Source organism: Pseudomonas sp. SG20056 (genome assembly GCF_031764535.1).
Taxonomy (GTDB): Bacteria; Pseudomonadota; Gammaproteobacteria; order Pseudomonadales; family Pseudomonadaceae; genus Aquipseudomonas.
In genome coordinates this window covers 2,452,019-2,474,939 of sequence record NZ_CP134499.1, presented here as the reverse complement: position 1 = coordinate 2,474,939, position 22,921 = coordinate 2,452,019, and the positions used below count along the sequence as shown (strand labels likewise).

The following is a 22,921-nucleotide window of genomic DNA, read 5'->3' as shown; positions in this document are numbered from 1 at the left end:
GTGCTTATTGGGCATCCCCGAGGTTGATCGTTTTTCCGCTCTTGACGTTTTCCTCTTCGAACAGCCGCCAGTCCTTGCCGCCTTCCTGGCCGATCAGCTCGACAAAGCGACGGCCTTCAACCGCATCAATCATCTGCCCGCTGTAACTGCCATCTGCCTGCGGTTGCAGAATCACCCGACGGTCGCGTTCCGGCTGGGTCGGCGAGATCAGGTTAAGCACCAGTTGCTGCGGCCGGCTGTTGCCGCTCAGCTGCAGGCTGGCGACGCCGGTTTCCTCGTCCAGCACCAGAACGGCGTGCAGCTTGAGGCGGATGGCGTGGTTTTCCCGCTCCAACGACTGGTTGATGCCCTTGCCGACGTCGTAATAGTCATCGGAAATCAGCCCTGGCGGGTTCTTCGTGGCGATGGTCAGCAGGGTTAACCCCTGGACCACTGAATAGGCCAGCAGGCCAATCAGGAACCAGGGCCAGAATTGCTTGTACCAGGGCTTGATGATTTCGGCGTTCTTTTCAGCAATGGGTTCAGACATGGGCTTCTCTAATCAGCGCACGCTCGGGCCGATAAAGCGGCTGGCGGCGTCGGTTTTGATACTGGGGTCATCCACCGAGTGCAGGTGGAAAGTGATTTCATTGGTGCTTGAAGGTAGCTTTTCCGGCTCGATGGACAGCTCGACCGGTAAGGACAACACCTCGCCAGCGATTGCCTTGATCTCGCGCTTGCCTTCGTACACCAGACCGTCGAGGCCATCGGCTTCGATCAGGTAGGTCACGTCGTGCTGGGCCTTGTTCATGATCTTCAGGGTGTAGACGTTCTCGATCCGGCCCTCTTCGTTTTCGCGGTAGAGCACACGGTCCTTGAGCACATCCAGCTCCACCAGTGAACGCTCGGCGATGGCCCAGGCGAACACGCAGAACATGGCAGTCAGCGCCACCGCGTAACCAATCAGGCGCGGGCGCACCAGGTTGGTTTTCTGTCCGGACAGGTTGTGTTCGGTGGTGTAGCTGATCAGCCCTTTCGGGTAGTTCATCTTCTCCATGATGCTGTCACAGGCATCGATACAGGCCGCGCAGCCGATGCATTCGATCTGCAGGCCGTCGCGGATATCGATGCCGGTAGGGCAGACGTGTACGCACATCTTGCAGTCGATACAGTCACCCAGGCCTTGGGCCTTGTAGTCGGCGTCCTTCTTGCGCGGGCCACGGGATTCGCCACGGCGCGGGTCATAGGAGACGATCAGGGTGTCCTGGTCGAACATCACGCTCTGGAAGCGCGCGTAGGGGCACATGTAGATGCACACCTGCTCACGCAGGTAGCCGGCGTTGCCATAGGTGGCGAGGGTGAAGAAACCAACCCAGAACAGCGCCCAGCCACTGGCCTCCAGGGTGAACAGTTCGGGTATCAGCTCGCGAATTGGCGTGAAGTAGCCGACGAAGGTGATCGCGGTGACCAGCGAAACGCCGACCCAGATGCCGTGTTTGGCCAGCTTGCGCAGGAATTTCTGGGTGCTCATGGGGGTCTTGTCGAGCTTCATACGCTGGTTGCGGTCACCTTCGGTGACTTTCTCCGCCCACATGAATACCCAGGTGAACACGCTCTGCGGGCAGGTGTAGCCACACCACACGCGGCCAGCGAACACGGTGATAAAGAACAGGCCGAAGGCGGCGATGATCAGCAGCGCCGAGAGCAGGACGAAATCCTGCGGCCAGTAGGTTGAGCCGAAGATATAGAACTTGCGCTCCGGCAGGTTCCACCAGACGGCCTGACGACCATTCCAGTTCAACCATACGGTGCCGAAGTACAACAGGAACAGGGCTGCGCCACCGAGCATGCGCAAGTTACGGAAGATGCCGGTGAAGGAGCGGGTGTAGATTTTTTCGCGGTTGGCGTACAGGTCGACAACTTCGACCTTGGCCGGGGCAGGGGTGACGTCTTTGACTGGAATCTGTGCGCTCATCAGTTCGTACCACGGCGGTTGATTGGCTGCTTCAACCGATACGTGCCGGCCGAAGTCATACGGGCTCTTGCGCTATGGTACGCCTGACGATTGCTCGGCAGGTGCGACCAGCGGTCGCGCCTGCCAGAGCCGGAGAATCACTTCTCGGTTTTACCTTGCGACAGGCTGTACACGTAAGCCGCCAGTAGATGCACTTTATCGTTGCCCAGGAAATCAGCCTGAGCTGGCATCTTGCCGTTACGGCCGTAGCGCAGAGTTTGTTGCACCTGAGCAAAGCTGGAGCCGTAGAGCCAGACTTTGTCGGTCAGGTTGGGTGCGCCCATGGCATGTTGACCCTTACCTTCAGCGCCATGACAGACTGCACAAGTAGTCGCGAAGATGTCTTGACCTGCGGCAAGGTCAACCGCGATACCTTCCGGGTTTTTCAAACCGGAGAGGCTGCGAATGTAGCCAGCCACGTTACGGATACCTTCTTCGCCCAGAGCATCGAGCTGCGCAGGCATCATGCCCTGACGACCGGCCATGATGGTGGTCTTGATGGTTTCCGGCTCGCCGCCGTACAGCCAGTCGTTGTCGGTCAGGTTAGGGAAGCCGTAGGCACCCTTGGCGTCGGAACCGTGGCAGACCGAGCAGTTGGAGGCAAACAGGCGACCGCCCATTTTCAGCGCTTGCTCGTCCTGGGCCACTTGTTCGATCGGCATGGCGGCGTACTTGGCAAAGATCGGGCCGTACTGGGCATCAGCCTTGGCCATCTCTTTTTCCCACTGGTGCACGCCGGTCCAGCCTGCGTTGCGTTCTAAACCACCAGCAATTTCGATATTGGTGGCAAACGGCGTCTTGGCCTCGGTGTCGAGGTAGTCGTAGCCCGGCAGCAAACCTTTCCAGTTACCCAGGCCCGGGTAGAGGGCCAGGTAACCGAGAGCAAAGATGATGGTGCCGACGAACAGCATGAACCACCACTTGGGCAGCGGGTTGTCGAACTCTTCGATACCGTCGAAGGAGTGGCCGACAGTTTCTTCGGTGGTTTCTTCGCGCTGGCCCTTGCGGGTGCCGAAGATCAGCCAAGTCAGGGCAAAGATGGTGCCCAGAGACAGAATGGTTACGTACCAACTCCAGAACGTGGTCATTGGTTATTGCTCCTGGAAGATTGCTCGTCACGCTCGTTGGGTTTGGGATCGTCGGCGAAGGGCAGGTTAGCGGCCTCGTCGAAGCTGGATTTACGCTTGCTGCTGTAGGCCCAGAGCACAACGCCGATAAAGGCGATGAACACCACTGCTGTACCTATGCCGCGAATAGTCCCGATATCCATCGCGCGTTACCGTTTGTTCTTGATGGAAGTGCCGAGAACCTGCAGGTACGCAACGATGGCGTCCATTTCGGTTTTGCCTTTTACAGCATCCTTGGCACCGGCGATGTCTTCATCGGTGTAAGGAATGCCGAAGCCACGCATGACTTCCATCTTCTTGGCGGTGTCCTTGCCGTCGAGTTTGTTCTCGACCAGCCAGGGGTAGGCCGGCATCTTCGACTCAGGCACTACGTTGCGCGGGTTGTACAGGTGCGCACGTTGCCATTCATCCGAGTAGCGGCCGCCAACACGCGCCAGGTCCGGGCCGGTACGCTTGGAACCCCACAGGAACGGGTGGTCCCAGACGCTTTCACCGGCTACCGAGTAGTGGCCGTAACGTTCGGTTTCAGCACGGAACGGACGGATCATCTGCGAGTGGCAGCCGACACAGCCGTTGGCGATGTACACATCGCGGCCTTCCAGTTGCAGCGCGGTGTAAGGCTTGAGGCCTTCTACCGGCTCGTTGGTCACGTCCTGGAAAAACAGCGGAACAATTTGAGTCAGGCCGCCGATGCTGACGGCCAGAACCATCAGCAGCGCCATCAGGCCAATATTCTTCTCAATGATTTCGTGTTTCATCAGTGCGCTACTCCAGCAGGGATCTGTGCAGCGGCTTCGTATTCAGAAGCCTTGGCGGCACGCACGGTGCGGTAGGTGTTGTAAGCCATCAGCAGCATGCCCGCGACGAAGAAGGCGCCGCCGATCATGCGCACCACGTAGCCCGGGTGGCTGGCTTCCAGCGCTTCAACGAAGGAGTAGGTGAGGGTGCCGTCTTCGTTGACCGCACGCCACATCAGACCTTGGGTGATGCCGTTGACCCACATCGAGGCGATGTACAGCACGGTGCCGATGGTGGCCAACCAGAAGTGCGCGTTGATCAGGCCAACGCTGTGCATCTGCGGGCGACCGAAGACTTTCGGGATCAGGTGGTACAGCGCACCGATGGAAATCATCGCTACCCAGCCGAGCGCGCCGGCGTGTACGTGGCCGATGGTCCAGTCGGTGTAGTGGGACAAGGCGTTGACGGTCTTGATCGCCATCATCGGACCTTCGAAGGTCGACATGCCGTAGAACGCCAGCGATACCACCAGGAAACGCAGGATTGGGTCGGTACGCAGCTTATGCCAGGCGCCCGACAGGCTCATCATGCCGTTGATCATGCCGCCCCAGCTTGGCGCCAGCAGGATGATCGACATGGCCATACCAAGGGATTGAGCCCAATCTGGCAGCGCGGTGTAGTGCAGGTGGTGCGGGCCGGCCCAGATGTACAGGGTGATCAGTGCCCAGAAGTGCACGATGGACAGGCGGTAGGAGTAGATCGGACGCTCAGCCTGCTTGGGTACGAAGTAGTACATCATGCCCAGGAAGCCGGTGGTCAGGAAGAAACCCACTGCGTTGTGGCCGTACCACCACTGGATCATCGCGTCTGTTGCACCAGCGTACATGGAGTACGACTTGAACAGGCTGACCGGAACGGCCGCGCTGTTAACGATGTGCAGCATCGCGGTAACCAGGATAAAGGCACCGAAGAACCAGTTACCTACATAAATATGCTTGGTCTGGCGTTTGATGATGGTGCCGAAGAACACCACGGCATAAGCGATCCAGACGATGCCCAGGAGGATATCGATTGGCCACTCAAGCTCGGCGTATTCCTTGGAACCGGTGAAACCCATCGGCAGAGTGATCACTGCTGCGACGATCACGGCTTGCCAGCCCCAGAATACGAACGCGGCAAGGCCATCAGAGATCAGGCGTGCCTGGCTGGTGCGTTGCACCACGTAGAACGAGGTGGCCATCAGTGCACAACCACCGAAGGCGAAAATCACCGCGTTGGTGTGCAGCGGACGCAGACGGCCAAAGCTCGTCCATTCCATACCCAGGTTAAGTTCAGGCCACACCAGCTGTGCGGCGATGAAAACACCCAGGCTCATGCCAATGACTCCCCAGATCACCGTCATTACGGCGAACTGGCGAACCACCTTGTAGTTATAAGCAGTCGGACTGATTGCTGTGCTCATTATGGGTTCCACGGTTAATGGATTTTTTAGGGGCAAAAATCGGCGGCAAGTATGGAGAAAGCAGGTGCTCATTGCAACGACACAAGCCGGCGCGATAAGGCTTTCAGGGCTGTCGGCAAGCATGCATGGCCGCGTATGCAAGGTATTGCCGCAAGCAAAAAACGCCTAACAGGCGTAGCGCGAAAGATGGGAATCGCCTTGGAGTTATGACAGGTGGCGACTGTCGACAAGATTAGCTCAAGTCAAACATCGCGCGTGCACTTGGTCGGAAGGGTGCGACCTTGGGTCGCATGGCTGGAGCAACTGTCCAGCGCGAGGGGTGGGGTTTTTGTACTGACTGGCGAGGCTAGCTCGCCAGTCAGTGTGCTACAGGCGCCTTACTGGGCGGCGGCGTTCTGCTGCGATTTGCTCAGGCTCAGAACATAAGCTGCCAGCAGATGCACTTTGTCGTTGCCCAGATACTGCTCTTGCGCCGGCATTTGGCCGTTGCGGCCGTGACGGATGGTCTGTTGCAGCTGCACCAGGCTGCTGCCATAGATCCAGCCGGCCGTGCTGGTCAGGTCGGGCGCGCCGAGCATGGCCATGCCTTTGCCTTCTGCACCGTGGCAGGCCAGGCAGTTGGTGGCATAGATGGCGGCGCCTTTTTCCAGGTCGAAGCTCTTGTCAGCTGGCAATGGCAAACCGGCCAGATCCTTGCGTACATAAGCTGCGACCTGCTGCACGCCTTCTTCGCCAATCACCGCAGCCCAGGCCGGCATGGCGCCGATGCGACCATTGAGGATGCTGGTCTTGATCACATTAGGTTCGCCGCCCCAGCGCCAGTGGCTGTCGGTCAGGTTGGGGAAGCCCACCGCACCTTTGGCGTCGGAGCCGTGGCAAACCGAGCAATAGGTGGCGAACATGCGGCCGCCCATTTTCAGCGCTTGCTCGTCTTTGGCCACTTCTTCCAGGGGCATGGCTGCATATTTGGCGAAGATCGGTCCATACAGTTCGTCCGCCTTGTCGACTTCGCGCTGCCATTGCTTGACCTGGGTCCAGCCGCCTTCGTAACCCGGCAGTACGCCTTTCCAGCTGCCCAGGCCGGGATACAGCACCAGGTAGCCAATCGAGAAGATCAGCGTGCCGAGAAACAGCATGAACCACCACTTGGGCAGCGGGTTGTCATATTCCTCGATGCCGTCGAAGGCATGCCCCATGGTCTGATCGGTAGGGCTCTTGTGAACTTCGCTCTTGCGGGTGGCGAAAATCAGCCAGAACAGCGCGATCAGGGTGCCGACTGTCAGCAGGGTGATGTACCAGCTCCAGAAAGTGCTCATGGGGTCTTGCTCCTAGGTGCAGCCAGCTTGGGTTCATCGGCAAAGGGCAGTAGGGCGGCCTGATCGAAGGCTGCGCGACGTTTGCCGCTGTAAGCCCACAGGGTCACGCAAACAAACGACAGCAGAACCAGTGCCGTGCCGATGCCGCGTATGGTTCCAATATCCAGAGCGCCGATATCAATAAATTCGAATGACATGGCTTACCTCTTGTTCTTCACGGCAGTGCCGAGCACTTGCAGGTAGGCGACCATGGCGTCCATCTCGCTTTTGCCTTTTACAGCTGCGCTGGCGCCGGCAATGTCTTCATCGCTGTAGGGCACGCCTAGCAGGCGCAGGGCTTTCATCTTGGCCGGGGTGTCTTGGCCGTCCAGAGTGCCTTCCACCAGCCAGGGATAAGAAGGCATCTTCGACTCCGGCACCACGTTGCGCGGGTTGTAGAGGTGCGCGCGATGCCATTCATCCGAGTAGCGGCCGCCCACGCGGGCCAGGTCCGGCCCGGTGCGTTTGGAGCCCCAGAGGAAGGGGTGGTCGTAGACGCTTTCACCGGCGACCGAGTAATGGCCATAACGCTCGGTTTCGGCGCGGAATGGGCGGATCATCTGCGAGTGGCAGCCGACGCAGCCTTCGCGGATATAGATGTCGCGGCCTTCCAGTTGCAGCGCGGTGTAGGGCTTTAGGCCGGCCACCGGTTCATTGGTGACGTCCTGGAAGAACAGCGGAACAATCTGCGTCAGGCCGCCGATACTCACCGCCAGCACCATCATCAGCGCCATCAGGCCGATGTTCTTTTCGAGTATTTCGTGTCTCATCAGTGGGCTCCCTCAAGCGAAAACTGCGCGGCGGCTTCCATCTCAGCGGCTTTGGTATGACGCACGGTCTGCCAGACGTTCCAGGCCATCACCAGCATGCCGGCGAAGAAGATCGCGCCGCCGATCACCCGCACCACAAAACCGGGGTGGCTGGCTTCCAGTGCTTCGACGAAGGAGTAGGTGAGGGTGCCGTCTTCGTTGACTGCGCGCCACATCAGGCCCTGGGCGATACCGTTGACCCACATCGAGGCGATATAGAGCACGGTGCCAATGGTGGCGAGCCAGAAGTGCACGTTGATCAGGCTGGTGCTGTGCATTTCATCGCGACCGAAGACTTTCGGCAGCATGTGATACAGCGAGCCAATGGACACCATGGCCACCCAGCCAAGGGCGCCGGCATGCACGTGGCCGATGGTCCAGTCGGTGTAGTGGGACAGGGCGTTGACGGTCTTGATCGCCATCATCGGACCTTCAAAGGTCGACATGCCGTAGAACGCCAGGGACACCACCAGGAAGCGCAGGATCGGGTCGGTGCGCAGCTTATGCCAGGCACCTGAGAGGGTCATCATGCCGTTGATCATGCCGCCCCAGCTGGGTGCCAGCAGAATCAGCGACATCACCATGCCCAGGCTCTGCGCCCAGTCCGGCAGCGCGGTGTAGTGCAGGTGATGCGGGCCGGCCCAGATATACACGGCAATCAGCGCCCAGAAGTGCACGATGGACAGCCGGTAGGAGTACACCGGGCGACCGGCCTGCTTGGGCACGAAGTAATACATCATCCCCAGAAAGCCTGCGGTAAGGAAAAAGCCCACGGCGTTGTGGCCGTACCACCACTGGATCATCGCATCGGTGGCCCCGGCATAGGCCGAGTAGGACTTGGTCAGGGTGACCGGTACTTCCAGGTTGTTGACCAGGTGCAGCAGTGCAACGGTGAGGATAAAACCACCGAAGAACCAGTTGCCCACATAAATGTGGCTGACGTTGCGCTTCATCACCGTGCCGAAGAACACAACGGCGTAGCTGACCCAGACAATGGTGATCAGAATGTCGATCGGCCATTCCAGCTCGGCGTATTCTTTCGAGCTGGTCCAGCCCAATGGCAGGCTGATGGCCGCCAGCACGATCACCAGTTGCCAACCCCAGAAGGTGAAGGCGGCAAGCTTGGGTGCGAACAAGGTGGCCTGCGAGGTGCGTTGTACGGCGTAATAGCTGGTGGCGAATAGCGCGCAACCGCCAAAGGCGAAGATCACCGCGTTGGTATGCAGCGGGCGCAGGCGGCCGAAGCTGGTCCACGGCAGGTTGAAGTTGAGTTCGGGCCAGGCCAGTTGCGCGGCGATAAATACGCCGAGCCCCATCCCGACAATGCCCCACACCACTGTCATGATGGCGAATTGGCGAACCACCCTGTAGTTGTAGGCGGAACTGCTGGTTGTGTTCATGTCTGGGCTTCCATCCACGGTTATAGGCAGATCATCGAAAATCAGCGGCTGCGGGCTTGTACGATCTGCACCGCAGTCCAACGGATTCTTCAAGAACCTACTTACGATCTGCTGCGCGTCGGCCCTGCTGCGTTAAAAACAGGCTCGGAATGCTCATGTACAACTCGTACACTCCGCTTCCTCGCCTGTTTTTGTCTTGCATGGCTCTAGCTCGCGAAATCGTAAGTAGGTTTTAAGCGAGGCAAGCATGAGCAAAGGGCAGGTGGCAGGTATTGACGGGGATCAATACGTGCAGGGGCAGAGTCATAGCGCATGGTTGTGGGATCGTCCGCTTGGTGAGACGCGCGCTACCTTGATTCTGGCCCATGGCGCCGGTGCGCCGATGGACAGCGAATTCATGCAAACCATGGCGCAAAGCCTTGCCGCACGTGGGATTGCTGTAGTGCGCTTCGAGTTTGCCTACATGGCGGCGCGGCGTCTGGACGGCAAGAAACGCCCCCCTAACCCCCAGGCCAAACTGCTCGAACAGTGGCGCGAGGTGTACCGCCCGGTGCGCCAACAGGTCGCAGGGCCGCTAGCGATTGGCGGCAAGTCCATGGGCGGGCGCATGGCCAGCCTGCTGGCCGATGAGTTAGGCGCTGATGCGCTGGTGTGCTTGGGCTATCCCTTTTATGCCGTCGGCAAACCGGAAAAGCCACGAGTCGCGCACTTAGCCGAGCTGTGCACGCAGACGTTGATCATTCAGGGCGAGCGCGATGCACTGGGGGATCGCCAGGCAGTGGCGGACTACACACTCTCTGAAACGATCAAATTGTGCTGGCTGACCGCTGGGGATCACGACCTCAAGCCGCTAAAAAGCTCGGGCTTCACTCATCAGCAGCATCTGCAGACGGCGGCCGATGCGATTGCGCAGTTCCTCTGCGCGTAGGCGGCAGGGCTGGCGTTTATGAATGACTGCTATTCCTACTAAAACACTAGGACTTTGCCGGCGCGGGTGAGTGGCGTACACTGCGCCCATGTTTGCGAGGAGTTGCCATGAGCACCATTACCATTACCGACGCTGCCCACGATTATCTGGCTGACCTGCTGAGCAAGCAGAACACCCCGGGCATCGGCATCCGCGTATTTATCACCCAGCCAGGCACCCAGTACGCCGAAACCTGCATTGCCTATTGCAAGCCGGGCGAGCAGAAGGCCGAAGACACTGCGCTGGGCCTGGCCAGCTTCACCGCCTGGATCGACGCCGTCAGCGAGCCGTTTCTGGAAGACGCAGTGGTTGACTACGCTACCGACCGCATGGGGGGCCAGCTGACCATCAAGGCGCCGAACGCCAAAGTGCCGATGGTCAATGAAGACAGTCCGATCAACGAGCGCATCAGCTACTACCTGCAGACCGAGATCAACCCCGGTCTAGCCAGCCATGGCGGTGAAGTCAGCCTGATCGACGTGGTCGAAGATGGTATTGCCGTGCTGAAATTCGGTGGCGGCTGCCAGGGCTGCGGTCAGGTTGACCTGACGCTCAAGGAAGGCATCGAGAAAACCCTGCTTGAGCGCATTCCCGAACTCAAAGGTGTGCGTGACGTGACCGACCACAGCATCAAGGAAAATGCCTACTACTGATCAGTAGGCGCTCCAATAAAAATGCCCGCGCTCTGCGGGCATTTTTATTGGAGCTGAGGGTGTGGGCGGGGGGTAATTCGCGGCAGTGCCGCGCGATTAGGATTCAGCGCGCTTCTTGCGTCGGTCGAGCAATTCAGTTGCCCGTGCACGCAATTGCCCGCAGCCGCCATCAATGTCCTGGCCGGCGCTGTTGCGCACTTTGGTCAGCACGCCACGGCTGTGCAGGTAACGCACGATCTGCACGATACGGTCGCCATCGGGGCGCTGAAACTCGTCTGCTTCCAGGCTGTTGTAGGGGATCAGGTTCATGATCGCGTACTTGCCCTTGAGCAGGCGCAGGATGCCGTCCATCTCCTCCTGGCTGTCGTTGATGCCCTTGAGCAGCGTCCACTGGTACTGGATCGGGTAATCGATCTGCCGCGCGTAGGTTTCGCCCAGTTCCACCAACTCTTCAGGATCGATACGCGGTGCGCGCGGCAGTAGCGTCTGGCGTAGCTCGGCATCGGTGGTATGCAGCGACAGTGCCAGCGCCGGCTTGACCTGCTGCTGCGGCAAACGCTCGAACACCCGTGGGTCGCCGACGGTAGAGAACACCAAGTTGCGCTGGCCGATACCGCCCTCGGTGCCAAGCAGGTTGATCGCTTCGAGCACGTTATCGAGGTTATGCGCCGGCTCGCCCATGCCCATAAACACCACTTTCTTTACCGCTCGAAAGCGCCGGGCCAGGGCCACTTGGGCGACGATCTCGGCAGTGCTCAGCTGGCGCAGCAGGCCGCTCTTGCCGGTCATGCAGAACACGCAGCCCACCGCGCAACCCACCTGGCTGGAGACGCACAGGCCATCGCGCGGCAGCAGCACGCTCTCCACCATCTGTTTGTCGGCCAACTCCACCAGCAAACGCGCCGAGCCGTCCGTCGCCGGGTGTTCAGAGCTGAGGCGCGCCAGTCCATCAAGTTCGCTGCTTATCTCGGGCAGGGCATTGCGTACCGCCAGCGGCAGGAAGTTCTCGGTCTTCTGGTTGCGCGTACCGGTATCCAGCGGCATGCCGCGCAGCCAGGCACGGGTAATCCGCCCGATGTGCATGGGCTTGGCACCGAGATCGGTGAGGCGTTGGTGAAAGTCGTGAATATGCATGGGGCGCGCATGCTACCACCGGCCAGGTTGCGGTGGTATGTGTGGCGGTGGGCAGGCGTCGGATGCGCAGACCACGCCGCTTAATCTTTGCTCAAGCCGCGCCGGGCACTCATACTAGCGTCCTGATTGGCCTGACCCAGCTGTGCGGAGCGGTAGATGAAATTTATACACCAGCGCGAACACCTCAACGAAGACGACGTCGTCGTGATCGAGTGCTCGCAAACCTGCAACATTCGCCTGATGAGCGATGCCAACTTCCGCAGCTTTAAGAATGGTGGCCGGCACACCTACCACGGTGGCGCATTCGACACCTTTCCGGCCAAGATCACCGTACCGAGCAGCGGTTTCTGGAATATCACCATCGATACGGTCTCACGCAAAGCCATCAGCGTTACACGCAAGCCGACGCTCAAGCATTCGATCAAGATCGTACGCAAATCGACTTCGCGTTTGAGCTAAATAATCGAAGTTCGCCAAAAGGCCCGCTAAATAGCGGGCCTTTTTGGTTTTAGTTGTCATACCCCAAACTAGGCGCCAGCCAACGTTCACTGACGTTCAGATCCTGCTTTTTGCGCGCGGTGTAGCTTTCCACCTGATCTTTGTCGATTTTGCCGACGGCAAAGTACTGCGCCTGCGGGTGGGCGAAGTACCAGCCGGATACGGCAGCGGCCGGGAACATTGCGTAGTGCTCGGTGAGGAACACACCGCTGGTGCCGGCCTTATTGAATTCCGCCGCCGGGTCGAGCAAGGTGAACAGGGTCTTCTTCTCGGTGTGATCGGGGCAGGCCGGGTAGCCGGGAGCAGGGCGGATGCCTTTGTAGGCTTCCTTGATCAGCTCCTCGTTGCTCAGCTGCTCGTCCGGTTCGTAGCCCCAATAGGTGGTGCGCACCTCTTTGTGCAACCACTCGGCGCAGGCTTCAGCCAGGCGGTCGGCCAGGGCTTTGACCATGATCGAGTTGTAGTCGTCGCCGGCGTCTTGGTACGCCTTGGCTACTTCCTCTGCGCCGATGCCGGCGGTGGTGATAAAGCCGCCCACATAGTCGGTGACACCACTGTCTTTCGGCGCGACAAAGTCGGCCAGGGAGTAGTTCGGTTTGCCGTCCGGTTTGATGGTCTGCTGGCGCAGGTGGTGCAGGGTGGCCAGCTTCTCGCCGTTGTCGCCATAAACATCCAGGTCGTCATCGTTGACCTGGTTGGCGGGCCAGAAACCGAACACGGCGCGCGCGCTGATCAGCTTCTCATCGATCAGCTTTTTCAGCATCTCCTGAGCGTCGGCGTACAGCGCAGTGGCAGCTTCGCCGACTACCTCATCGGTGAGAATGCGTGGGAACTTGCCGGCCAGGTCCCAAGAGATAAAGAACGGGGTCCAGTCGATATATTCGGCCAGCACCTTGAGGTCGATATTCTCCAGCACCTTGACGCCGGTAAAGCTCGGCACGGTCGGCTGATAGGTTGCCCAGTCGAACTTGGGTTTGTTTTCCACCGACTTGGCGTAGCTCAGGCGTTCGGTGCGTGCGCTGCGGTTGGCGGTGCGTTCGCGCACTTCAATGTAGTCGAGGCGGGTGCGTTCGACAAAGTCGGCCTTGAGTTCCTTGGATAGCAGCTGAGTGGCCACGCCCACCGCGCGTGAGGCGTCGGTAACGTAGACCACCGCATCGTTCTGGTACTTGGGCTCGATCTTCACCGCGGTGTGGGCTTTTGAGGTGGTCGCGCCGCCGATCATCAGCGGCAGGTGGAAGCCCTGGCGCTGCATTTCGCGGGCGACATGTACCATCTCGTCCAGCGACGGGGTGATCAGGCCGGACAGGCCGATGATGTCGCACTTCTCGGCGATGGCGGTTTGCAGGATCTTTTCAGCCGGCACCATCACGCCCAGGTCGACGATGTCGTAGCCGTTACAGCCCAAGACCACGCCGACAATGTTTTTGCCGATGTCGTGTACGTCGCCTTTGACCGTGGCCATGAGGATCTTGCCCTTGGCTTCGGGCTTGTCGCCTTTTTCAGCTTCGATAAAGGGGATCAGGTGGGCCACCGCCTGCTTCATTACGCGGGCCGATTTGACCACCTGCGGCAGGAACATCTTGCCCGCACCGAACAGGTCACCGACCACGTTCATCCCGGCCATCAGCGGGCCTTCGATCACTTCGATGGGGCGCGCGCATTGCTGGCGGCACTCTTCGGTGTCTTCGACGATGTGCGTGGTCACGCCCTTGACCAAGGCATGCTTGAGCCGCTCAACCACGCTCCAGGTGCGCCATTCTTCGGTTTCGACTTCCTTGACGCTGCCGTCGCCCTTGTAGTTGTCGGCGATGGCCAGCAACGCTTCGGTGGCACCTTCATGGCGGTTGAGCACCACGTCTTCCACGGCGTCGCGCAGCTCTTTGGGGATCTCGTCGTAGATTTCCAGCTGGCCGGCGTTGACGATGCCCATGGTCAGGCCGTTCTGGATCGCGTAGTACAAGAACACCGAGTGAATCGCTTCACGCACCGGGTTGTTGCCACGGAAGGAGAACGACACGTTGGACACGCCGCCTGAGCTCAGTGCATAGGGCAGTTGGTCACGGATGTAAGCGCAGGCTTCGATAAAGTCGACCGCGTAGTTGTTGTGTTCCTCGATGCCGGTGGCCACGGCGAAGATGTTCGGGTCGAAGATGATGTCTTCCGGCGGGAAGCCCACTTCATTGACCAGAATGTCGTAGCTACGCTGGCAGATTTCGCGCTTGCGCGCTGCAGTGTCGGCCTGGCCGGCTTCGTCAAAGGCCATCACCACTACGGCGGCGCCGTAGCGCTTGCACAGCTTGGCGTGGTGCTTGAACTGCTCGACGCCTTCCTTCATGGAAATCGAGTTGACGATGCCCTTGCCCTGGATGCACTTGAGGCCGGCTTCGATCACTTCCCACTTGGAGGAGTCGATCATGATCGGTACGCGGGAGATGTCCGGCTCGCCGGCGATCAGATTCAAGAAGGTGACCATGGCCTTCTGCGAATCGAGCATGCCCTCGTCCATGTTGATATCGATCACCTGCGCGCCGGCTTCCACCTGCTGCAGGGCGACTTCCAGGGCTTCGGTGTAGTTGTCTTCGCGGATCAGGCGGGCGAACTTGGCCGAACCGGTGATATTGGTGCGCTCGCCGACGTTGATAAACAGCGAGTTGCGGTCGATGGTGAAGGGCTCAAGGCCCGACAGGCGACAGGCCTTGGGAATATCCGGGATGGCGCGCGGCGGGTATTTGCTCACCGCTTCGGCAATCGCCTGGATATGCGCCGGCGTGGTGCCGCAGCAGCCGCCAACAATGTTCAAAAAGCCCGAGGCGGCGAACTCTTCAACCACCACGGCCATTTCCGCCGGGGTTTCGTCGTATTCACCAAAGGCGTTCGGCAGGCCGGCGTTGGGGTGGGCAGACACGTGGGTATCGGCCTTGGCTGCCAGCTCTTCCAGGTACGGGCGCAGGTCTTTGGCGCCGAGGGCGCAGTTCAGGCCCACAGAGATAGGGTTGGCGTGGCGCACCGAGTTCCAGAAGGCTTCGGTGGTCTGGCCGGACAGGGTGCGGCCTGAGGCGTCGGTGATGGTGCCGGAAATCATGATCGGCAGTTCAATGCCGTCGTCCTCAAACACCTGCTGTACGGCGAAGATCGCTGCCTTGGCGTTGAGGGTGTCGAAGATGGTTTCGATCAGGATCATGTCCGCGCCGCCTTCGATCAGGCCGCGGGTGGCTTCCACGTAGTTTTCCACCAGCTCGTCGAAGGTGACGTTGCGGTAGCCGGGGTTGTTCACGTCCGGGGAAATCGAGCAGGTGCGGCTGGTTGGGCCCAGCACGCCGGCGACGAAACGCGGGCGATCGGGGGTTTCCAGGGTCTTGGCATCGGCCACGCTACGGGCCAGGCGCGCGCCCTCGACGTTCAGCTCATACACCAGGCTTTCCATGCCGTAGTCGGCCTGGGATACCTGGGTGGCGTTGAAGGTGTTGGTTTCGAGGATGTCGGCGCCAGCATCCAGATAGGCCTTTTCGATGGCGCCGATTACATCCGGACGGCTCAAAATCAGCAGGTCGTTGTTGCCTTTGACATCCTGCGGCCAATCGGCGAAGCGCGCGCCACGGTAGTCCTCTTCTTCCAGCTTGTAGCTCTGGATCATGGTGCCCATGCCGCCGTCGAGGATCAGGATACGTTCCTTCAGGGCTTGCTGAAGTGCGTTAAGGCGGGCGCTGCGATCGGACAGAGACATGGAGATAACTACCTGGGACGCGTGAAAAAAAGATGCGCGATGATAACAAAGCTGCACGCTTTTGCAGTGGGCTGCGCTTTTACATGAATCTGGCTCATGTTTGCGGATTGGCATTGGCCAGCCGGCGCCAGCTAGAATCGGCGCTTAAGCCATTTTAGAGATGTTCCCATGGTCTGCCGCTTACTGCTTGGCGTGTGTTTAATGTTCATCGGCTCACTACAGGCGGCCGAACCCATCTCCTACAGTCGCGATATCCAACCGATTTTTACCAAGAACTGCGTGGCCTGCCATGCCTGCTACGACGCCGCTTGCCAGCTCAATCTGGGCAGTGGCGAAGGTGTACAGCGTGGCGTCAGCAAAGCCACGGTGTACAACGGCACACGCACCGAGGCGCAGGCCACCACGCGCTTGTTTGTTGATGCCCATGGTGAAGCCGCGTGGCGGCGCAAGGACTTTGTTTCTGTGCTGGAGCAGCAGGGCAGCCAGGCCGCGCTGATGGCGCGCATGTTGGAGCTGGGCCATCAGCAGCCATTGGCCGCCAACAGCAAACTGCCGTCGGAGCTAAATATCAGCATCAACCGGGTCAACCAATGCCCGCTGCCGCAGGAGTTCGACGAATTTGCCCGCAAGAACCCGCAAGCCGGCATGCCGTTCGCGGTGACCGGTTTGAGCGAGGCCGACTACCAGACACTGCAGGCCTGGATCGAGCAGGGCGCGCCGGTCGATCAGCAAGCGCTGCAGGCCAGTGCTTCCGAGGCGCAGCAGATCGCCGCCTGGGAAACCTTTATGAACGCCCCGGGCGCGCGCGAGTCGCTGGTTTCACGCTGGCTTTACGAGCATCTGTTTCTCGCCCATCTGCATTTTGCCGGCGGCGATCCGGGTCATTTCTTCCAGATGGTGCGTTCGCGTACACCCAGCGGTAAGCCGGTGGATATCATCGCCACGCGCTTGCCCAATGAGGACCCAGGCAACGAGTTCTATTACCGCCTGAGGCCGGTGCAGGGCGTGATCGTGCATAAGACCCATATCACCTATGGATTGAGCGCGGCGAAGCTGGCTCGGGTTAAAGAGCTGTTTTTCGCCAGCGACTGGCAGGCGGACGCGGTGCCGGGTTATAGCCCGCTGCACCGTGCCAATCCGTTCGAGACCTTTGCCGCGATTCCGGCGCAAGCGCGTTACCAATTTATGCTGGATAACGCCGAATACTTCGTGCGCACCTTTATTCGCGGACCGGTGTGCCGTGGGCAGATCGCCACGGATGTGATTCGCGATAACTTCTGGGCGGTGTTCCAGGACCCGCAGCACGACCTGTACATCACCGACCCCGAGTACCGCGAGCAGGCCAAGGAGTTGTTGGCCATGCCTGGGCAACTGGACAGCATCAGTGACTTGCTAGGGCTGTGGCGCACCTACCGCGATAAGCGCAATGAGTACGAAGCCCTGCGCATGCAGCGCTATGCCGATGCGCCTGCGCCGAGCTGGTCGCATATCTGGGCCGGTAACGACAATGCGTTGCTGTCGATCTTCCGTCAGCACGACAGCGCCTCCGTGCGCAAAGGCTTGATTGGTGAGGTGCCGCAAACCCTCTGGTGGTTGGACTTTCCGCTGCTGGAGCGCACCTACTACCAGCTGGTGGTGAATTTCGATGTGTTCGGTAACGTGTCGCACCAGGCGCAAACGCGGCTGTACTTCGATTTGATCCGCAACGGCGCCGAGGTCAACTTTCTGCGCTTGATGCCAGCCGCGTCGCGCGAGGGCTATCTCAGCGACTGGTACCAGAGCAGCGGCAAACTGAAGGTCTGGCTGGATTACCAGGCCATCGACAGCGAAAGCCCGAGCGCCCTGCGGCTGCCCGGCAGCGATCCCAAACGCAGCTTTGTCGAAACGCTGCTGGAGCGATACGGCAGCCTGAATGTGCGGCCCGACCCAATCAACCGCTGTACGGGTGCGCACTGTCATCGACCAGGGCTGGAAGCCGAGTTGCAGCGTGCCGAGCAGTCTCTGAGTCGGTTGACGGCAAAACCGGCGGGCACCCTCAAGGTGATCGAGCAACTGCCAGAGGCAACCTTGCTGCGGGTGGAAATGGCCGGTGGTCAGCGTGAGGTGTACAGCCTGCTGCGCAATCGTGCGCACACGAATGTGGCCTTTATGCTCGGTGAGGAACTGCGCTACCAGCCGGCGCTGGATACCCTGACGGTATATCCGGGGGTGCTCAGCAGCTACCCGAACTTTATCTTCAATGTGCAGGTTGAGCAGACCGCTGAGTTTGTCGCGGCGCTGGAGCAGGCACGTGATGCAGTGGCCTTCGAGAAAGTCGTCGAGCGTTGGGGCATTCGCCGTACGCATCCAGAGTTCTGGCGCTACTTCCACGATATGTCGGCGTATATACAGCAAACCGAGCCGCTGGAAGCGGGCGTGCTGGATATGAATCGCTACGAGAACCTGTAGCAGAGAGAGAGGCGCGCACTGCAGAGCAGTGCGCGGTTACAGATTAGCGGTTGAAACGTTCTACCAGCGCGTACTGTCCATTGGCGGTAGCCGTCAGGGCCTCGCTGAGCAAAGCAGTGTCATGCGCTTCACCAGCGGTTTTGTCGGCCAGCTCGGCGATGGTGGTGATGCTGCGATTGACCTCATCGGCCACCGCGCTCTGCTCCTCGGCAGCGGCGGCAATCTGGTTGGCCATATCGGTGATATTGGCCACCGCGTCGCTGATACCGGCTAGCGCTTCATCGGCCTGCTGCACGCGTTCGACCCCTTCATCGGCCTGTTTGCGGCCTACTTCCATGGTCATCACTGCTTCTTCGGCAGTGCGTTGCAGCTTGGCGATCAACTGATGGATCTGCCCGGTGGATTCGGCAGTGCGCTGCGCCAGCGAACGCACCTCATCGGCGACCACAGCAAAACCACGGCCCATTTCACCAGCGCGCGCAGCCTCGATGGCGGCGTTGAGGGCGAGCAGGTTGGTCTGGTCGGCGATGCCCTTGATCACATCGACCACGCCGCCGATTTCATTGCTGTCCTGGGCCAGGCGGGTCACGGTTTCGCCGGTATCACCGACCGATTGCGACAGGCGCTGAATGGCCTGACGGGTTTCTGCAGCAATGCCACGGCCGGCGCTGGTCAGGCGGTTGGCATCCTGGGTGGCGATGGCAGTGCGGGCGACGTTGCTCGCCACTTCCAGGGTGGTGGCGGCCATTTCGTTGATGGCGGTCGCGACCTGGTCGGTTTCGCTGCGCTGACGTTCAAGTCCGGCAGAGCTGTTGTGCGCCAGGGTGTCGGCCTGTTTGGCCTGCAGGGTGAGCTGTTCGGCAGTGTCCTGCAGACGGGTCAGGCAGGTTTTCAGACGGGCTTCCTGGCTGAGGATGGACATCTCCAGGCGACCCTGAGCGCCGCGGCTGTCGGTGTACATCTGCGCGATCAACGGGTCGGAGGTGGTCTGGTCGGCCAGGCGCAGTAAGCGTTTGAGGCCGCGCTGTTGCCAGTTCAAGCCGGCCAGACCGAGCGGCACCGAGAGCGCCGCTGCCAGGGCAAAGCCCCAGCTGGAGTCGAGCCAGGCGCCGATCAGGAAGCCGATCTGGCTGATCAGAATAAATGGCAGCCAGTCCTGCACGATTGGCAGCCAGCGGTCACTGCCGGGAATCGCCGATTTGCCGCTATTGATCCGTTGGTACAGGGCTTCGGCGCGACGTACCTGCTCGGCAGTCGGTTTGACCCGTACCGATTCGTAGCCCACGACCTGGTTGTTTTCTGTCACCGGCGTGACGTAGGCGTTAACCCAATAGTGGTCACCGTTCTTGCAGCGGTTTTTGACGATACCCATCCATGGTCGGCCTTTTTTCAGGGTGTCCCACATATGCTGGAACACCGCTGCAGGCACGTCCGGGTGACGCACCAGGTTATGTGGCGCACGAATCAGCTCATCGCGGCTAAAGCCACTGATCTCGACAAAGGCGTCATTGCAGTAACTGATCTGGCCTTTGAGGTCGGTGGTGGAGATCAGTCGTTGCTGCGCGGGAAAGGTGCGCTCGCGCTGAGTAATAGGTTGGTTATTGCGCATGGCGTTCTTTATTCCTTTAAACGTTACCGGTACTTCGGCCGTTGCTGGCGGAAGTTTAGCCCGTGAATCCAGGCGTAACCGGCAAGAGGCAGGTTGTGGCCGTTTACCCCCGCTATTTTGCTAGGGCGGCCGATGATCGATTGGCAGGGCCAGAGCCTTGCGCAGTGGCGCAAGTCTAACCTGCAGATCAGTAAAAGGCCGATGCAAAGTAAGCACAGGCGGGTGACTCGGCTATGATGCGCGCCTTGAGGAGAGTCGCTGATGAATACGTTGTTGTTGCACTGCCGTCCGGGTTTTGAAAATGAGGTGTGCGCGGAAATCGCCGAGCACGCCGCGCGTCTGGACGTTGCCGGTTATGCCAAGGCCAAGCCGAGTACCGCCTGCGCGGAATTTATCTGCACCGAGGAGGACGGTGCCGAGCGCCTGATGCGCGGGGTGCGCTTCAACCAGCTGATCTTCCCGCGGCAGTGGGCGCGCGGGGTATTTATCAACTTGCCAGAGCTGGATCGCATCAGCGTGCTGCTCGGCCATCTGGCAGATTTTCCGGTATTTGGCAGCCTGTGGCTGGAGGTGCTGGATACCAACGACGGCAAGGAGCTGTCGAATTTCTGCAAGAAGTTCGAGGCGCCGCTGCGCAATGCCCTGAGCAAGGCCGGCAAGCTGGTCGACGATGCACGCAAGCCGCGCCTGCTGCTGACCTTCAAGAGCGGTCGCGAAGTGTTTGTCGGCATGGCCGAGGCGAACAACTCAGCGCTCTGGCCCATGGGTATTCCTCGGCTGAAATTCCCCCGCGAAGCGCCGAGCCGTTCGACCCTCAAGCTGGAGGAGGCCTGGCACACCTTTATCCCCCGCGAGCATTGGGATGAGCGCCTGTCTGATGAGATGACCGGGGTTGACCTCGGTGCTGCGCCGGGCGGCTGGACTTACCAGCTGGTCAAGCGCGGCATGCTGGTGACTGCCATCGATAACGGACCGATGGCCGAAAGCCTGATGGACACCGGCCTGGTCAATCACCTGATGGTCGATGGCTTCACCTGGACGCCCAAGCAGCCGGTGGACTGGATGGTCTGCGATATTGTCGAAAAACCGGCGCGCACTGCGGCGATGGTGGAAACCTGGATTGGCGACGGTCATTGCCGGGAGGCGGTGGTCAACCTCAAGCTGCCGATGAAGCAGCGCTACGCCGAGGTGCGCCGCCTGCTGCAGCGCCTGGAAGACGGCTTTGCTGCGCGCAAGATCAAGGTGTCGATCGCCTGCAAGCAGCTGTATCACGACCGTGAAGAAGTCACCTGTCACCTGCGCCGCTTAGGTAAATAACCCCTCAGTGCCTGGCCAGTTGCGGCTGCAATGGCAGCAACTGCGGCCACTCGACACTGCCTTGCAGCGTGCTGCTGGAGAGCTGCCAGGAGCCGTTGAACAGGTATTGGCCGCTAAAGCCGCTGATGCGCAGGCCCAAGGTGTCACCCGCTTGTAGCTGCGCGCTGACGGCAGCCAGTTCTGTGCTGGCTTGCCCGTTGAGCGGGGTGACCTGTTCACTGAGCACTGCACTGCTGCCATCGGCACGCTTGACCACCAGGGCGGCAAACAGTGTCGGCATTCCTTCGGCGTTTTCCAGATGCACCTGTGGCACGCCAACCAGGGCGCTGCTCGTCTGAACCTGTTGCAACGGGATAAACCGCGCCGGTTGCAGCAGCCCGCTACTGAGCGGCCGAATTGCGGTGGCTGGCAGTTCGATCCGTTGATTGGCAGGTAGTTGTTGCAGAGCCACGCCCTGATCCAGATCGAGACTGACGCAGAAATCGGGAATGCTCGCTGCCACGCCTGTGCGCCCGCGCAGCTTGTCTTCGTACCAACCGATGATGCTCTGGTAGAGGTTGATCGCCCGACCGTCGCAGTTCAGCACCGCTTCATTATTGAACGGCGGCAGGCCGCTCCAGCGTTGCATGGGTGGCGGCAGGATATGCCCGCCCTGCATGCCGAGCAGGCGCACATCACGCGCGCCTTGTTGCAGGCAATCGCGAATCGCCAGGCCCTGGTTGAGTGGGAACAGGGTGTCGCGCATGCCTTGGATCAGCAAAGCATCGGCTTGCGGGCGCTGACCGCGAGCGCAGTAGCTGGTCAGGCTGTGGGCCTTGAGTTCGTCGCGCACCGGCTCGCGCATACGGCCGTCGGCGCTTTTCAGGTAAGGCGCCTGGATGAACTTGCCCATGTCATAACCGGTGGACAGGCCCAGGCTGAGCAACACGCTGGTCCAGCCGATTTTCAGATGGCTGTCCGGGGCCAGGGCTTCGCTTAGGTCGTACCAGGTGGCAATCGGCACAATCGCGTCGATGCGCGGATCGGTCGCCGAGGCCAACAGCTGCACCGCGCCGCCGTAGCTTTCACCGAGCATGCCGACTTTCGGATCGTTCGGCCCGTCCATGCTCAGGCGTGGCAGATTGGCGGCGGCCCAGTCGATCACGGCCAGGGCATCCTGCACCTCGTACTCAGGGTCCATCATCTCGATATCGCCCTCGCTGCCGCCCCAGCCGCGCTGGTCGTAGCTGATTACCCAGTAGCCGGCCTGCCAGGCTTTTAATGCGGCGCGACCGGACATCATCTGCGTGCCATAGAAGCCGTTCGGCCGGGTGACGCGCCAGCCGCCCCAGCCGTGGGTGTGCACGATGACCGGAGCCTGCTCGCCAGCCTTCAGTGCAGGCTGGAATACGGTGGCCGACAGCCGTGTGCCATCGCGACCATGGATCACTGCATCAAAGTGGGTGGCTGGTAGATCCTGCTGCGCGGTGGCGCTGAAGTCCGGTAATTGGTCGCGTGCGGCGCAACCGCTGAGCAGCAGGGTGGCAAGTAGCAAGGCAAGGCGCATAAATGGCTCTTATTGGAATGGTGGACGCTGCGCAGCCTGCCTGATCAGGGCGTGGCTGCCTGCCCATCCAAGGTTGTGTTGACCTGTTGTCGGGCCAATCGCGCTACGCAGAGGTTTTCCATCAGGCGCTAGATGACC

19 protein-coding genes are annotated in these 22,921 nt (G+C 60.3%); 5 read left to right on the top strand and 14 right to left on the bottom strand.

The features are described from left to right. Positions 1-4: 4 nt before the first annotated feature. The 10 genes from RHP75_RS11810 to ccoN (RHP75_RS11765) form a co-directional block, all read right to left on the bottom strand. Positions 5-529, bottom strand: coding sequence for a FixH family protein (locus RHP75_RS11810; protein ID WP_311088359.1), 525 nt, complete (start codon positions 527-529; stop codon positions 5-7). A 12-nt stretch (positions 530-541) separates the two neighbouring features. Next, positions 542-1,954, bottom strand: coding sequence for a cytochrome c oxidase accessory protein CcoG (ccoG, locus tag RHP75_RS11805; RefSeq protein ID WP_311088358.1), 1,413 nt, complete (start codon positions 1,952-1,954; stop codon positions 542-544). 137 nt (positions 1,955-2,091) lie between these two features. After that, positions 2,092-3,081 (bottom strand): cytochrome-c oxidase, cbb3-type subunit III, encoded by a 990-nt coding sequence (gene ccoP / locus RHP75_RS11800; RefSeq protein WP_311088357.1) that lies wholly within the window; start codon positions 3,079-3,081, stop codon positions 2,092-2,094. Continuing rightward, complete coding sequence (locus RHP75_RS11795) at positions 3,078-3,263, bottom strand: cbb3-type cytochrome c oxidase subunit 3 (RefSeq protein ID WP_090256143.1); 186 nt, start codon at positions 3,261-3,263, stop codon at positions 3,078-3,080. The genes ccoP (RHP75_RS11800) and RHP75_RS11795 overlap by 4 nt, the downstream gene beginning before the upstream one ends. Positions 3,264-3,269: 6 nt before the next feature. Further along, positions 3,270-3,878, bottom strand: coding sequence for a cytochrome-c oxidase, cbb3-type subunit II (ccoO, locus tag RHP75_RS11790; RefSeq protein ID WP_257779455.1), 609 nt, complete (start codon positions 3,876-3,878; stop codon positions 3,270-3,272). Then, complete coding sequence (gene ccoN / locus RHP75_RS11785; protein WP_257779456.1) at positions 3,878-5,320, bottom strand: cytochrome-c oxidase, cbb3-type subunit I; 1,443 nt, start codon at positions 5,318-5,320, stop codon at positions 3,878-3,880. Before ccoN (RHP75_RS11785) ends, ccoO (RHP75_RS11790) begins: the two co-directional genes overlap by 1 nt. Positions 5,321-5,697: 377 nt before the next feature. Beyond that, complete coding sequence (gene ccoP / locus RHP75_RS11780; RefSeq protein WP_311088356.1) at positions 5,698-6,636, bottom strand: cytochrome-c oxidase, cbb3-type subunit III; 939 nt, start codon at positions 6,634-6,636, stop codon at positions 5,698-5,700. After that, complete coding sequence (locus RHP75_RS11775) at positions 6,633-6,833, bottom strand: cbb3-type cytochrome c oxidase subunit 3 (RefSeq protein WP_311088355.1); 201 nt, start codon at positions 6,831-6,833, stop codon at positions 6,633-6,635. The genes ccoP (RHP75_RS11780) and RHP75_RS11775 overlap by 4 nt, the downstream gene beginning before the upstream one ends. Before the next feature lie 3 nt (positions 6,834-6,836). After that, positions 6,837-7,445, bottom strand: a complete 609-nt coding sequence (gene ccoO / locus RHP75_RS11770) for a cytochrome-c oxidase, cbb3-type subunit II (RefSeq protein ID WP_311088354.1) — start codon at positions 7,443-7,445, stop codon at positions 6,837-6,839. Next, entirely contained in the window at positions 7,445-8,884 is a 1,440-nt protein-coding gene (gene ccoN / locus RHP75_RS11765) for a cytochrome-c oxidase, cbb3-type subunit I (RefSeq protein WP_311088353.1), read from the bottom strand. The genes ccoO (RHP75_RS11770) and ccoN (RHP75_RS11765) overlap by 1 nt, the downstream gene beginning before the upstream one ends. Positions 8,885-9,131: 247 nt before the next feature. Here ccoN (RHP75_RS11765) and RHP75_RS11760 point away from each other — a divergent pair, with 247 nt between their 5' ends. Both RHP75_RS11760 and nfuA read left to right on the top strand, forming a co-directional pair. After that, positions 9,132-9,812, top strand: a complete 681-nt coding sequence (locus RHP75_RS11760; RefSeq protein WP_311088352.1) for an alpha/beta family hydrolase — start codon at positions 9,132-9,134, stop codon at positions 9,810-9,812. A 107-nt stretch (positions 9,813-9,919) separates the two neighbouring features. Next, positions 9,920-10,504 carry a Fe-S biogenesis protein NfuA gene (gene nfuA, locus RHP75_RS11755; RefSeq protein WP_090256151.1) on the top strand — a complete coding sequence of 195 codons (585 nt, stop codon included), beginning with the start codon at positions 9,920-9,922 and terminating at the stop codon, positions 10,502-10,504. 96 nt (positions 10,505-10,600) lie between these two features. On the opposite strand, the gene RHP75_RS11750 is transcribed toward nfuA, so the two are convergent. Then, entirely contained in the window at positions 10,601-11,638 is a 1,038-nt protein-coding gene (locus RHP75_RS11750; RefSeq protein WP_311088351.1) for an RNA methyltransferase, read from the bottom strand. Between the two features lie 156 nt (positions 11,639-11,794). Here RHP75_RS11750 and RHP75_RS11745 point away from each other — a divergent pair, with 156 nt between their 5' ends. Further along, positions 11,795-12,097 (top strand): DUF1883 domain-containing protein, encoded by a 303-nt coding sequence (locus tag RHP75_RS11745; protein WP_090256153.1) that lies wholly within the window; start codon positions 11,795-11,797, stop codon positions 12,095-12,097. Positions 12,098-12,146: 49 nt separating this feature from the next. Here RHP75_RS11745 and metH read toward each other — a convergent pair whose 3' ends face one another. Beyond that, a complete protein-coding gene (gene metH / locus RHP75_RS11740) occupies positions 12,147-15,869 on the bottom strand; it encodes a methionine synthase (protein ID WP_311091914.1) in 3,723 nt (1,240 codons plus the stop codon). A gap of 162 nt (positions 15,870-16,031) precedes the next feature. Between metH and RHP75_RS11735 the strand changes: the two genes are divergently transcribed. Beyond that, positions 16,032-18,311 carry a fatty acid cis/trans isomerase gene (locus RHP75_RS11735; protein ID WP_409079645.1) on the top strand — a complete coding sequence of 760 codons (2,280 nt, stop codon included), beginning with the start codon at positions 16,032-16,034 and terminating at the stop codon, positions 18,309-18,311. Positions 18,312-18,354: 43 nt separating this feature from the next. Here RHP75_RS11735 and RHP75_RS11730 read toward each other — a convergent pair whose 3' ends face one another. After that, positions 18,355-19,920, bottom strand: a complete 1,566-nt coding sequence (locus RHP75_RS11730) for a PAS domain-containing methyl-accepting chemotaxis protein (RefSeq protein ID WP_311088349.1) — start codon at positions 19,918-19,920, stop codon at positions 18,355-18,357. Positions 19,921-20,181: 261 nt separating this feature from the next. Here RHP75_RS11730 and rlmM point away from each other — a divergent pair, with 261 nt between their 5' ends. Next, positions 20,182-21,237 carry a 23S rRNA (cytidine(2498)-2'-O)-methyltransferase RlmM gene (rlmM, locus tag RHP75_RS11725; protein ID WP_311088348.1) on the top strand — a complete coding sequence of 352 codons (1,056 nt, stop codon included), beginning with the start codon at positions 20,182-20,184 and terminating at the stop codon, positions 21,235-21,237. 4 nt (positions 21,238-21,241) lie between these two features. Here the strand turns inward: rlmM and RHP75_RS11720 are convergent, their stop codons facing one another. After that, positions 21,242-22,783, bottom strand: coding sequence for a CocE/NonD family hydrolase (locus RHP75_RS11720; protein ID WP_311088347.1), 1,542 nt, complete (start codon positions 22,781-22,783; stop codon positions 21,242-21,244). Positions 22,784-22,921: the final 138 nt, after the last annotated feature.